Origin of the sequence: Mycobacterium scrofulaceum (genome assembly GCF_002086735.1) — a bacterium.
Classification (GTDB): domain Bacteria; phylum Actinomycetota; class Actinomycetes; order Mycobacteriales; family Mycobacteriaceae; genus Mycobacterium; species Mycobacterium scrofulaceum.
The window spans coordinates 20,529-32,876 of the sequence record NZ_MVIJ01000025.1 but is presented as its reverse complement, the minus strand read 5'-3'; the positions used below and the strand labels follow the sequence as shown (position 1 = coordinate 32,876).

At 70.4% G+C, this 12,348-nt stretch carries 11 protein-coding genes; 4 read left to right on the top strand and 7 right to left on the bottom strand.

All coding sequences use genetic code 11. From position 1 onward, the window contains the following. Positions 1-28: 28 nt before the first annotated feature. The 4 genes from dnaE to BST44_RS16860 all read right to left on the bottom strand — a co-directional run bounded on the left by dnaE (position 29) and on the right by BST44_RS16860 (position 6,253). Positions 29-3,604 carry a DNA polymerase III subunit alpha gene (gene dnaE / locus BST44_RS16880; protein WP_083178255.1) on the bottom strand — a complete coding sequence of 1,192 codons (3,576 nt, stop codon included), beginning with the start codon at positions 3,602-3,604 and terminating at the stop codon, positions 29-31. A gap of 235 nt (positions 3,605-3,839) precedes the next feature. Then, positions 3,840-4,271 (bottom strand): type II toxin-antitoxin system Rv0910 family toxin, encoded by a 432-nt coding sequence (locus BST44_RS16870; RefSeq protein ID WP_083178254.1) that lies wholly within the window; start codon positions 4,269-4,271, stop codon positions 3,840-3,842. Positions 4,272-4,404: 133 nt separating this feature from the next. Next, the gene (locus BST44_RS16865; RefSeq protein WP_083178253.1) at positions 4,405-5,208 is read right to left on the bottom strand and encodes an SDR family NAD(P)-dependent oxidoreductase; all 804 of its coding nucleotides are present in this window, start codon (positions 5,206-5,208) and stop codon (positions 4,405-4,407) included. A 4-nt stretch (positions 5,209-5,212) separates the two neighbouring features. Continuing rightward, on the bottom strand, positions 5,213-6,253 hold the full coding sequence (locus tag BST44_RS16860) for an SDR family NAD(P)-dependent oxidoreductase (protein ID WP_083178252.1): 1,041 nt from the start codon (positions 6,251-6,253) through the stop codon (positions 5,213-5,215). Between the two features lie 285 nt (positions 6,254-6,538). Between BST44_RS16860 and BST44_RS16855 the strand changes: the two genes are divergently transcribed. The 3 genes from BST44_RS16855 to BST44_RS16845 all read left to right on the top strand — a co-directional run bounded on the left by BST44_RS16855 (position 6,539) and on the right by BST44_RS16845 (position 8,468). Then, positions 6,539-6,949, top strand: coding sequence for a group I truncated hemoglobin (locus BST44_RS16855; RefSeq protein WP_083178251.1), 411 nt, complete (start codon positions 6,539-6,541; stop codon positions 6,947-6,949). Positions 6,950-7,061: 112 nt separating this feature from the next. Next, on the top strand, positions 7,062-7,688 hold the full coding sequence (locus tag BST44_RS16850) for a lysozyme inhibitor LprI family protein (protein WP_083178250.1): 627 nt from the start codon (positions 7,062-7,064) through the stop codon (positions 7,686-7,688). Between the two features lie 21 nt (positions 7,689-7,709). Then, positions 7,710-8,468, top strand: coding sequence for a methyltransferase domain-containing protein (locus BST44_RS16845; protein ID WP_083178304.1), 759 nt, complete (start codon positions 7,710-7,712; stop codon positions 8,466-8,468). On the opposite strand, the gene BST44_RS16840 is transcribed toward BST44_RS16845, so the two are convergent. Continuing rightward, positions 8,469-9,395, bottom strand: coding sequence for an RluA family pseudouridine synthase (locus tag BST44_RS16840; RefSeq protein WP_083178249.1), 927 nt, complete (start codon positions 9,393-9,395; stop codon positions 8,469-8,471). It abuts the gene before it with no gap. Beyond that, entirely contained in the window at positions 9,395-9,976 is a 582-nt protein-coding gene (lspA, locus tag BST44_RS16835; RefSeq protein WP_083178248.1) for a signal peptidase II, read from the bottom strand. The genes BST44_RS16840 and lspA overlap by 1 nt, the downstream gene beginning before the upstream one ends. A gap of 67 nt (positions 9,977-10,043) precedes the next feature. Between lspA and BST44_RS16830 the strand changes: the two genes are divergently transcribed. Beyond that, positions 10,044-10,970, top strand: coding sequence for an asparaginase (locus BST44_RS16830; protein ID WP_083178303.1), 927 nt, complete (start codon positions 10,044-10,046; stop codon positions 10,968-10,970). Here the strand turns inward: BST44_RS16830 and BST44_RS16825 are convergent. Then, positions 10,935-12,347 carry a DNA polymerase IV gene (locus BST44_RS16825; protein WP_083178247.1) on the bottom strand — a complete coding sequence of 471 codons (1,413 nt, stop codon included), beginning with the start codon at positions 12,345-12,347 and terminating at the stop codon, positions 10,935-10,937. The genes BST44_RS16830 and BST44_RS16825 overlap by 36 nt on opposite strands. Position 12,348: the final 1 nt, after the last annotated feature.

Sequence of the window (12,348 nt, the reverse complement as noted above, 5' to 3'; positions counted from 1 at the left end):
TCACGCTCGCGGCCAGCCCCAAAGCGACCTAGTTACCCAGGCAGCCGGGGCCGAGCAGCTCCTTGAGGTCGCCCATCAGCGCCGGCGACGGCGTCACCCGCAGCGAGGCGTCCAGCTCCAGGGTGGTGATCCGGTCCCCGCTGATCAGCCGCAGATGCACCTGTGAGGTGCCCGGGTGGCGCGCCAGCACCTGCTTGAGCGCGCTGACCTTGTCGATGGTGCACTGCCGGGTGGGCAGGCTGACGGCGATCGGCCGGTTCGGCTGGGCGTTGGAAAAGTCCGGCACCACAAGCTCGTTGGCGATCAGGCTGATCCGGTCGTCGCGGATCGCCACCTTGGCGTTGATCAGCACCACCGCGTCGTCGGCGATGTCGGCCCCGTAGGCGGAGTACGCGTGCGGGAAGAACATCACCTCGATGCCGCCGGTGAGGTCCTCCAATTGCGCCGACGCCCAGGGCATTCCGTTCTTGTTGACCCGCCGGTTGACCGAGGCCAGGATGCCGCCGACCCGCACCTGGGTCTCGTTGGGCACGTCGCCGTCCAGGATGGCCGGGATCTGGGTGTCCACCTGGGCGGCCAGCAGGTGCGCCACGCCGTTGAGCGGGTGCCCCGAGACGTACAGGCCGAGCATCTCGCGCTCCAGGGCCAGTTTGTGCTTGTCCTCCCACTCGTCCTCGGGCACCTTGATGGTGAAGACAGAGTCGGTGCAGCCGGCCTCACCATCGGAGCCGCCGAACAGGTCGAATTGGCCCATCGCCTCGGCCTTCTTGGTGCCCAGCACCGAATCGACCGCGTCGGTGTGCACCAGGAACAGGCCCTTGCGGGCGTGGCTCAGCGAGTCGAACGCGCCCGCCTTGATCAGCGACTCGGTGACCTTCTTGTTGCACGCCGAGACGTCGATCTTGTTGAGGTAGTCCGAGAAGTCGGTGAACTTCCCCTTCTCGTTGCGGGTCTTGATGAGCGAGCCGACCACGTTGGCGCCGACGTTGCGCACCGCGCCCAGCCCGAAGCGGATGTCCTGGCCCACCGACGCGAAGTTCACCAGGGACTCGTTGACGTCGGGCGGCAGCACGGTGATGCCCAGCTTGCGGCAGTCGGCGAGGTAGACCGCGGCCTTGTCCTTGTCGTCGCCCACCGAGGTCAGCAGGCCGGCCATGTACTCGGCCGGATAGTTGGCCTTGAGGTAGGCGGTCCAGTAGGACACCAGGCCGTAGCCGGCCGCGTGCGACTTGTTGAACGCATACCCGGCGAAGGGAAGGATGGTGTCCCACAGCGCTTTCACCGCTTTTTCCGAGAAACCGTTGGCGGTCATGCCCTCATAGAAGCCCTTGTACTCGGCCTCGAGCACCTCGAGCTTCTTCTTGCCCATCGCCTTGCGCAGCGCGTCGGCCTTACCCATCGTGTAGGAGGCGACCTTCTGGGCGATGAACATGATCTGCTCTTGATAGACGATCAGACCGTAAGTCTCCGAGAGAATCTCGCGCAGCGGCTCCTCGAGCTCGGGGTGGATCGGTTTGATCGCCTGCCGGTTGTTCTTGCGGTCGGCGTAGTCGTTGTGGGCATTCATGCCCATCGGGCCGGGGCGGTACAGCGCCAGCACGGCGACGATGTCGTTGAACTCGGTCGGCTGCATCCGGCGCAGCAGGTCACGCATCGGCCCGCCGTCGAGCTGGAACACGCCCAGAGTGTCGCCGCGGCCCAACAGCTCGTAGGTGGGCGCGTCATCCAGCGGCACCGATTCGAGGTCGAGGTCGATTCCCCTGTTGGCCTTGATGTTCTCCAGCGCGTCACCGATGATCGTCAGGTTGCGCAGGCCCAGGAAGTCCATCTTCAGCAGGCCGATGGCCTCGCACGACGGGTAGTCCCAGCCGGTGATGATGGCGCCGTCCTGCGGCCGTTTCCACAGCGGGATGGCCTCGGTGAGCGGCTCGCTGCTCATGATCACCGCGCAGGCGTGCACGCCGGCGTTGCGGATCAGGCCCTCCAGGCCGCGCGCGGTCTGGTAGATGGTGCGCACGTCGGGATCGGTCTCGATCAGGCCGCGGACCTCGGCGGCCTCCTTGTACCGCTCGTGGTTCGGGTCGGTGATGCCCGACAGCGGGATGTCCTTGGCCATGATCGGCGGCGGTAGGGCCTTGGTGATCCGGTCGGCGATGGCGAAGCCGGGCTGGCCGTAGTGGATGCGAGCCGAATCCTTCAGCGCCGCTTTTGTTTTGATAGTGCCGAAGGTGATGACCTGGGCGACGCGGTCCTGCCCCCACTTGTCGGCGGCGTAACGCACCATCTCGCCGCGGCGACGGTCGTCGAAGTCGATGTCGATGTCGGGGGCCGACGGCCGCTCCGGGTTGAGGAACCGCTCGAACAGCAGGCCGTGCGGGATCGGGTCGATGTTGGTGATGCCCAGCGCGTAGGCCACCAGCGAACCGGCGGCCGAACCGCGGCCCGGACCCACCCGGATGTCGACCGAGCGCGCGTAGTTGATCAGGTCGGCGACGATCAGGAAGTAGGACGGGAAGCCCTTGTCGCAGATGACCTTGATCTCGTACTCGGCCCGGTCGATGTAGTCCTGGCCGACACCGGACGGGAAACGCCGCCGCAGCCCGGCCATCACCTCGTGGTGCAGCCAGGTCGCCTGGTCGTGCCCCTCGGGCACCGGGAAGATCGGCATCCGGTCGCGCGGCGCCCACACGTCGTCGTAGGGCTGCACCCGCTCGGCGATCAACAGGGTCGAGTCGCACGCGCCGGGAATCTGGTCGTCCCACAGCTGGCGCATCTCGGCGGCCGACTTCAGGTAGTAGCCGTCGCCGTCGAACTTGAAGCGGTTGGGGTCCGACAGGGTCTTGCCGGTCTGCACGCACAGCAGCGCCTCGTGGTTAAGGGCGGCGTCGCGGGTGACGTAGTGGCAGTCGTTGGTCGCCAGCGGCGGGATGCCCAGCTTGCGGCCGATCTCGAGCAGGCCCTCGCGGACCCGCCGCTCGATGGACAGCCCGTGGTCCATCAGCTCGAGGAAGAAGTTGTCGGCGCCGAAGATCTCGCGCCACTTGGCGGCCGACTCCAGCGCCTCGCGGTCGTGCCCCAGCCGCAGCCGGGTCTGCACCTCGCCCGACGGGCACCCGGTGGTGGCGATGATGCCCTCGGCGTGCTCGGCGATGATCTCGGCGTCCATCCGCGACCACTTGCCCAGCTGGCCCTCGAAGGAGGCCAGCGAGGACAGCTTGAACAGGTTGCGCAGGCCAGTCGCGTTCTCGGCCACCATCGTCAGGTGCGTGTAGGAGCCGCTGCCCGAGACGTCGTCGGACTTCTGGCCGGGATCGCCCCAGGTGATCCGGCGGGTGTCGAAGCGCGAACCGGGCGCGATGTAGGCCTCGACCCCGATGATCGGCTTGATCCCGGCCTTGCTCGCCGCGTTGTAGAACTCGCTGGCGCCGAACATGTTTCCGTGGTCGGTCATCCCGACCGCGGGCATCCCCAGCCGCTCCACCTCGGCCAGCATCGGCGTGATCTTCGCGGCCCCGTCCAGCATCGAGTACTCGGTGTGGTTATGCAGGTGCACGAAGGAGGAGTCGCGACGAACGCTTGCGTGAGGAGGAATCGAACCTGTCATAGGGACGCCAGTCTATGACTGAGGACCGACGGGTTCCGGGCGTGTCGCGAAGTGTGTCTGGGACGGATTTGTGACGACCCGCCACGCCCGGCTACGCCGCGCTTGCGATCGCCACGGGGATTGGTTCGTGACGACCCGCCACGCCCGGCTACGCCGCGCTTGCGATCGCCACGGGGATTGATTCGTGACGACCCGCCACGCCCGGCTACGCCGCGCTTGCGATCGCCACGGGCAGTTACCCGTACAGCTCGACGAAGTTCTGCAACGACTTCTGCACGTCACCCTTGACGGCCCGCGCCGCCGCCGAACCCACCGGCCCGAACAGCGCGCGCCCGCCCAGCTCGAGCCGCAGGCCCAGCGTCGAGCCCTCGGCGGCGGCCTGCACGGAGAGCGTGACGGCATACTTGGCGCCGCCCTTGCCGGAGCCCGACAGGGCCACCTGGTGCGGCGGGTCCCACGTGGTCACCGTCCACGTCACGCGGTTGCGGAAGCCCTTGGCCCGGGCCACGCCCACGACCTGGGCGCCCTCGCCGAGTTCGTCGGGTAGGTCGCTGCGCCAGCCCTCGTGCAGCACCAGCCAGTCGCCCAGGTCCGACAGGTCGGAGACGCGGTCCCACATCTCCTGCGGGCTCATCGGAACGTCGGCGGTCAGGTCAACGGCGGCCACGCGATTCCTCCTTGCTCCCCGGTGAACGCCACGCTGGCGTGACACTCGGTGCTCAACGCCACGCTGGCGTGTCCCCCGCAAGCGGGGGGTGCCCCCAGCTCGCCAGCACGGCGGTGCCCCAGCGCGGCGAGACTCAGCGGTCGGGTCCGCCGCGGAAGCGGTTGCCGATCCGGATGCCGGGCAGCAGCAGGCTGCGCGGCACGAACCGGCCGCCGGTGCTCACCACCTTGGGCACCACACCGGGCACCACCGAGCGCCTGCCGGCCAGCATCCCGGCGATCGCCGCCTCGGCGACGTCGCGCGGCGAGACCTGCGCGATGGGGATGCTGAACCGCTCGGCGTTGGCGATCTCGGCCCACTCGGTCGGCACCGGCCCCGGGCACAGGCACGTGACCGAAACCCCCGTCCCGTGCAGCTCCTCGTGCACGGCTTCGGAGAACGTCTGCACGAAGGCCTTGGTCGCCGAGTAGACCGCCATGTAGGGCACCGGCTGAAAGCCGGCGATCGACGCGATGTTCATCACCGCGCCGGCGCCGCGCTCGACCATGCCGGGCAGGGCCGCGTGGGTGAGCTCCATCAGCGCCAGCGCGTTGAGGGTGACCTCCTCGCTTTCCCGCTCCAGCGGCAGCTCGTGGAAGACGCCGCTGGTGCCGAACCCGGCGCTGTTGCACAGCCCGGCGATCGGCTCGGCGCGCAGCCGGTCCGCCAGCTTCGCGCGGCCATTGGGATCGCCGAGGTCCAGCGGCAGCACCTCGACCGCCACGGAGTATTCCTGGCCCACGTCGTTGGCGAGTTCGTCGAGGCGCTCCCGGCGCCGCGCGACCAAAAGCAGCGGGAAGCCGCGGCGGGCCAGCCCGCGGGCCAGTTCGGCGCCGATGCCGGACGAGGCGCCGGTGATGACGACGGTGGTCGCAATATCGGGTTTCGGAAGGCTCATGATGTCACCAATGTATCCCGCGCGTCGCCCGCACAAACGTCTCGCTGCGTTTGTCGAATTGCGTTGAGTCGCTTGTCGATTCGTCGCCCTTGGCGGCGTCCGAGTCGCCGAACATGGCGAACGCCCGGTTGCGCACCCGGTCCATCACCGCCGGGTTCACGGCGTCGGCGACGGCGGCGAACTGCCCGAACGGCGAACTGGCCCGCCGGGGCCGGTGCACGATCGCGTCCGCGATCACCCCGGCCGCCTGGTCGGGCGTCAGCGCCGGGAACTTGTCGTAGAGCGTGGTCGGGCTGATCATCGGCGTCCGCACCAGGGCCATGTGCACCGTGGTGAACTTGACGCCGTCGTTGACGGTTTCGGCCTGGAGCGAGTCGCACAGGCTGTCCAGCGCGGCCTTGCTGGCGATGTAGGCGCCGAAGCGCGGGGCGCGGGTCTGCACGCCGACCGAGGAGACGTTGATGATGTGCCCGAAGCCGCGATCCCGCATCCCGGGGATGAATTTCAGGATGAGCTGGACCGCGCCGAGGTAGTTGAGCTGCATGGTCCGCTGATAGTCGTGGATCCGGTCGTAGGACAGCTCCAGCGAGCGCCGAATCGAGCGCCCCGCGTTGTTGATCAGGATGTCGACGCCCCCCAGGTCGGCCAGCACCTGATCGGCCATCGCGGCGATCGCGTCCATGTCGGACAGGTCGCACGGGTAGACGTGCGCGGTGCCGCCGCTGCCTTCGATCTCAGAGGCGACCTTCTCCAGGTTCTCCCGGGTCCGCGCGACCAGCACCACCGTGCCGCCCGCTTCCGCGATCCTCTTCGCGGCGGCCTCGCCGATGCCCGACGATCCCCCGGTGATCAGCACGGTCTTGCCCGCGACGGCCTCGTCCAGCGTGCGGCCCTGCACCGCGTCCAGCAGGTTCCTCAGATAGAACGGGCGGTAGCGTCCGGCGGAGTTGGGGGTGTTGACGAGGTGGGACACCGCCGCGATCGGCTTCTCCACCAAGTTCGCGAGCGGCTTTTCGACCAAGTTCGTGATGTCACCCAGGTTCATCGGCTTTCGCTCCTGATGATGTCGGCCCCCCGACCGCAACTGGCCTGCCCGTTGACCACGACCGCCTGCTGGGGCTGTGTGAATGATGTGACGCGAGTCATTAAGCCAACCTAGGACATCACTGGCCCAGCCCGATGCGGATTTCGGGCATGTAAACCGGGACGCACGCCTCACGCCTGCGCGAACGTGACCGTCAAGACCGAGCAATCCGCTTGTTACGCACAGACATCCGCGTGTGATCGCGAACTAACCGGCGGGCAACGCCGAAATGTTCCAATCGGGATTATGAAAATTCTGGCACGCTTCCGCACACCGCAACCGGCCGCCGTCTACGACCGGATCGGCGGGCACGAGGCGATCGAAGTCGTGGTCGAGGACTTCTACGCCCGGGTGCTTGCCGACGACCGACTTTCGGGCTTCTTCACCGGAACCAACATGAACCGCCTCAAGGGCAAGCAGGTGGAGTTCTTCGCCGCCGCCCTCGGCGGGCCCGAGCCCTACACCGGTGCGCCGATGAAGCAGGTGCACCGGGGCCGCGGGATCACCATGCACCACTTCAACCTGGTGGCCGGCCACCTGTCCGACGCGCTCGCGGCGGCCGGCGTGCCGTCGGGAACGGTGACCGAGATCATCGGCGCGATCGCGCCGCTGGCACCCGAGATCGCGACGGGCGAGGCCAACAAGGCCAGCGTCTGACCGCTCCGCCGGGATTGCCGTGGCGGCTGTGGTGATGGCCGCTACCACGACCCTGGCGGCCATCTCGGCGTGTCGCGCCCCGGGTACGGGCCGCAACCGGTAGTCAGCAGGTATGCGACTGCTCGCCCTCATCGTCGCCGCCCTGGCGCTGGGCGGCTGCGGTGCGAAGACCACCCCGCCGCCGTCGGCCGCCACCACCACGCCGACCACCACCACCCCGCCCACCGCGGCGGCGCTCGACTGCGGCAAAACCGCCAACGCCGCCCAGCAGCAGGTGTGCGCCGACCCGCACCTGATCGACCTCGACCACCGCCTGCAGGCCGCCTACCAACAGGCGCTTGCCCGGCCCGGCGCGGACCGAGGCGCGCTGGCGTCCGCGCAGGACACCTGGGCGACCACGCGCGACGGGTGCGCACAGAACCCGCAACCGCGCACCTGCCTGGCCGAGGCGTATCAGACGCGGCTGGTCCAGCTGGCCATCGCCGACCCCGGCACCCTGAGCCCGCCCGTCGTCACCTATCAGTGCCCCGCCGACGCGGGGCCGTTGACCGCGCAGTTCTACAACGAGCTCGACCCGCCCGTGGCCGTCCTCGACTGGAAGGGCAACCAGGTGATCCTGTTCCAGGAGCCCTCCGGCAGCGGCGCCCGGTACGGCCGGCAGGGCTCGGAGTACTGGGAACACCAGGGCGAGGTCAAGCTCGAATTGAGCGGCACCAGATTCGTCTGCCGGGCGCCATGACCCGCGCCTAGCATGCTCGGCATGGGCCGCACATTCGACGACCTCGTCAGGGAGGCCGACGCCGCCCCCGTCGACGGGTGGGACTTCTCCTGGCTGGACGGGCGCGCGACCGAGGAACGCCCGTCGTGGGGTTACCAGCGTCAGCTGAGCCGACGGCTGGCGAACGTGTCGGCCGCCTGCGACCTCGACACCGGCGGCGGCGAGGTGCTCGGCGGCGCCGAGAGGTTTCCGCCCACGATGGCCGCCACGGAATCCTGGCCGCCCAACGCCGCGCTGGCAACCCAGCGCCTGCACCCCCGCGGCGTGGTGGTCGTGGTGACCGAAGGCGAGCCGCGGCTACCGTTCGCCGACGCGGCGTTCGACCTGGTGACCAGCCGCCACCCGATCGAGGTGCGCTGGCCGGAGATCGCCCGGGTGCTGCGGCCGGGCGGCACCTACTTCGCCCAGCAGATCGGGCCCGCGACGATGTCCGAACTGGTCGAATACTTCATCGGCCCGCAGCCGCAGAAATGGGCCGAGCTGCACCCCGACGTCCAGCGCGCCGACGCCGCTGCGGCCGGGATGGACGTCGTCGACATCCGGATGGAGCGGATGCGGGCGGAGTTCTTCGACGTCGGCGCCGTTATCTACTTCCTGCGCAAGGTGATTTGGACGGTGCCCGACTTCACGGTCGGCGCCTATCGGGAGCGGTTGCGGGCCCTGCACGAGCGCATCGAGGCCGACGGCCCGTTCGTCGCGCACTCGGTGCGGCTCCTGGTCGAGGCGCGCAAGCCGGGGTGATCAGCCCTCGGCGCGCAGCACGTCCAGCGCGTGCTGCAGGTCCTCCGGGTAGGGGCTGACGATCTCCATCCGCCTGCCGTCGGCCGGATGGGCGAACGACAGCGACCGGGCGTGCAGCCACTGCCGTTCGAGCCCAAGCCTTTTCGCGAGCTTCGGATCGGCACCGTAGACCAGGTCGCCGCAGCACGGGTGGTGCAGCGCGGAAAAATGCACCCGGATCTGGTGTGTGCGACCGGTTTCCAGGTGCACGTCGAGCAGGCTGGCCGCGGTGAAGGCTTCGATGGTGTCGTAATGGGTGAGGCTGTGCCGGCCGTTCGTGGTGACCGCGAACTTCCACTCGCCGCCGCGGTGCCGCCCGATCGGCGCGTCGATCGTCCCGCTCGACGGGTCCGGGTGCCCCTGCACCAGCGCGTGGTAGCGCTTGTCGACCGTGCGCTGCTTGAACGCCCGCTTGAGCACGGTGTAGGCCCGCTCGGAGAGCGCTACCACCATCACCCCGGAGGTGCCGACGTCGAGCCGGTGCACGATGCCCTGCCGCTCGGGCACCCCGGACGTGGTGATCCGGTAGCCGGCGGCGGCCAGGCCGCCGAGCACCGTCGGCCCGGTCCAGCCCACCGACGCGTGGGCGGCCACCGCCGCCGGCTTGTCGACCGCGACGATGTCGTCGTCGGAATACAGGATCGTCATGCCCTCGATGTCGACGGGGGTGTTCTCCACCGGCGGCGGCGCCGCGGGCAGGCGCACCTGCAGCCATGCGCCGCCGGTCAGCCGGTCGGACTTGCCGGCCTGCACGCCGTCCAGCTCCACACCGCCGTCTTCGGCAATGGCCGCGGCGGCGCTGCGGGACAGCCCCAGCAGGCGCGCCAGTCCGGCGTCCACGCGCATGCCCGCCAGCCCCTCGGGGACCGGCATGGAACGGTCGGTCATCAGCTTCGGTCGGCCTTTCGCCTGCCGACGGCGTCGAAGTCGTAGCCGAAGACCGACAAGACCACCAGCAGGATGGCGCCGCCGACCACCGACGGGTCGGCGACGTTGAACACCGGCCACCAGCCGACCGATAGGAAGTCCACGACGTGGCCGCGCAGCGGGCCGGGCGCCCGGAAGAAGCGGTCGACCAGGTTGCCCATGGCGCCGCCGAGGATCATGCCCAGGCCGACCGCCCACCACGGCGACACCAGCCGCCGTCCCATCCAGAAGATGCCGACCACCACGCCGGTCGCGATCAGCGTCAGCACCCAGGTGTAGCCGGTCGCCATCGAGAACGCGGCCCCGGAGTTGCGCACCAGCGTCCAGGTCACCGTGTCGCCGATGATGGGCACCGGCTGCCCGGGCGGCAGCAGCTTGACCGCGAGCACCTTGGTGACGACGTCCAGGGCCAAGACGATCGCCGCGACCGACAGCAGCAGCCGCAGCCGCCTCGGCGGCCGCTGCGGGCCGGTGGCCGCGGCGTCCTCGGCCTGATCGGTGGAGGTCGCGGGCTCGGTGGATCGGGTGGGTTCCTCGGGCACTCTCACATCATCCCCCAATGCGGACGCGGGCCGGCCGGTGTTCGTGGTTGTGCGCGATGATCTCCTGATGGGCCGGCTCACCGTCATCGCCACCGGAGGCACGATATCGACCGGCACCGGCGCAGACGGCGTGCACCGGCCCGCGTACGGGGCGGCCGACCTGGCCGCCGGCCTCGACGTCGACGTGACCGACGTGTTGGCGCTGGACAGTTCCCAGCTGGTGCCGGCCGACTGGGACCGGATCCGGCGCGGCGTGCGGGCGGCGATCGACGGCGGCACCGACGGCGTGGTGGTCACCCACGGCACCGACACCATGGAGGAGAGCGCGCTGTGGCTCGAGCTCACCCACGCCGGGGACGTCCCGGTGGTGCTGACCGGCGCGATGCGCAGCGCCGACGCCCCGGACGCCGACGGCCCGGCCAACCTGCGCGCGGCGCTCGCCGTGGCGGGCAGCCCCGCCGCCCGCGGCCTGGGGGTGTTGGTGTGCTTCGCCGGGCGGGTGCTGCAGCCGCTGGGCCTGAACAAGGTGGCCACCAACGACCTGAGCGGCTTCGCCGGTGAACTGATCGGCACCGTGAACGGCGGTGTCACGCTGGCCGGCACCAAGACGCGGCCGCAGCTGGGGGATCTGAGCGCGGCGCGAGCGCCGCGCGTCGACATCGTCGCCGCGTACCTGGGCAGCGACGGCGTGGCCCTGGACGCGTGCGTGGCCGCCGGGGCGCGCGGCGTGGTGCTCGAGGCGCTGGGTTCGGGCAATGCCGGGGACGCGGTTGTCGAGGCGGTGGCCCGCCATTGCCGGGCCGGCGTCGCGGTCGCGGTGTCCACCCGCGTCCCGGGCGGCCGGGTCGGTGCGAGCTACGGGCCCGGCCACGACATGGAGGCGGCGGGCGCGGTGATGGTGCCCCGGCTGCGGCCGCCGCAGGCGCGGGTGCTGCTGATGGCCGCGCTGGCCGCGCGGCTACCGGTCGGCGACGTCGTCGCCCGGTGGGGTTGACGGCGCGTTCGCTTCCCGGGCCTGCAGCGCGCCCAGGTAGTCCGGCCAGTCCAGCGAATCCACCGGGTTGGCCTTGGCCAGCTCGGCGGTGCCGACCGGGAACGTCCGGGCCGGGCCCGGCCCGGAGCTGCGGGTCTCGAACCGGACGGTCACCACGCCGTGGCCCGCGCCCTGCACCCAGCCGTGGCCGAGCTCGCGGTGCGCCACGTCGTCTCCCACCCGCCACGGCGAGCCCGCCTCGGCCGCCGGTGCGAACATGGCCTCGGTCGCCGTCTCCACGGGATGCCCTTCCGAGGTCTCCCCCGCGAACTCCAGGTCGGGGAACAGCGACTCCTGCCGCACGTCGCTCAATCCCGAAAAGCCCACGCCCAGCAGGCGAATCGGCCCGATCTCGCGCGGGTCGAGCAGCAGCCGGCGGGCCACCGCGACGAGCGCGCCGGGCTCGGTGGTCGCATAGGGCAGCGTCGCCGAACGGGTCAGCGTGCTCATGTCGGATTTCTTCAGCTTCACCGTGACGGTGCGGGCGCCGCGGCCGTCGCGCAGCAGCCGTTGGTGGGCGTGCTCGGCGATGGGGTCGATCGCCTCGCGCAGCTGCTCCAGGGTGGTCAGGTCGGCCGCGAAGGTGGACTCGGAGCTGATCTGCTTGGCTTCCGCGCGCTCGGCGACGGGGCGGTCGTCGATGCCGCGGGCCAGGCGGTGCAGGGCCGGCCCGATCGTCGCGCCCAGGATGTTGGCGGCCTCGGCGTCGGTCAGGGCGGCCAGCTGGCCGATCGTCTCGATGCCGAGCCGGTTCAGCTTCTCCTCGGCGACCGGGCCGATGCCCCACAGCCGCCGCACCGGCAGGCCGCGGAGCAGCGACCGCTCTTCGGCGCGCCCGACCACCCGGATGCCGTCGGGCTTCGCCAGGCCGGAGGCGATCTTGGCGATCTGCTTGCCCGAGCCGGCGCCGACCGAGGCGATCAGGCCCGTCTCGTCGCGCACCCGCCGCCGCAGGTCTTCGCAGAACGCCTCGACCTCCCCGGCGGAGGCGCCGGCGAGGTGGGGCGGTTCGCCGAAGCCCTCGTCGAAAGACAGCTGCTCGACGACCGGCACCACGGCGCGCACGGTGTCGAAGACGCGCCGGCTGGCCACCCCGTAGACCACCCCGCGCGGCGGCAGCACCACCGCGGTCACCCCGATCAGGCGCCGGGCCTGATGCATCGGCATGGCCGAGCGGGCGCCGAACACCCGGGCTTCATAGCTGGCCCCGGCCACCACGCCGCGCCCGCCCAGGCCGCCGACCAGCACCGGCCGCCCGCGCAGGGTCGGCCGGGTGAGTTGTTCGACCGAGGCGAAGAACGCATCCATGTCCAGGTGCAGCACCCAACGGGACTCCACG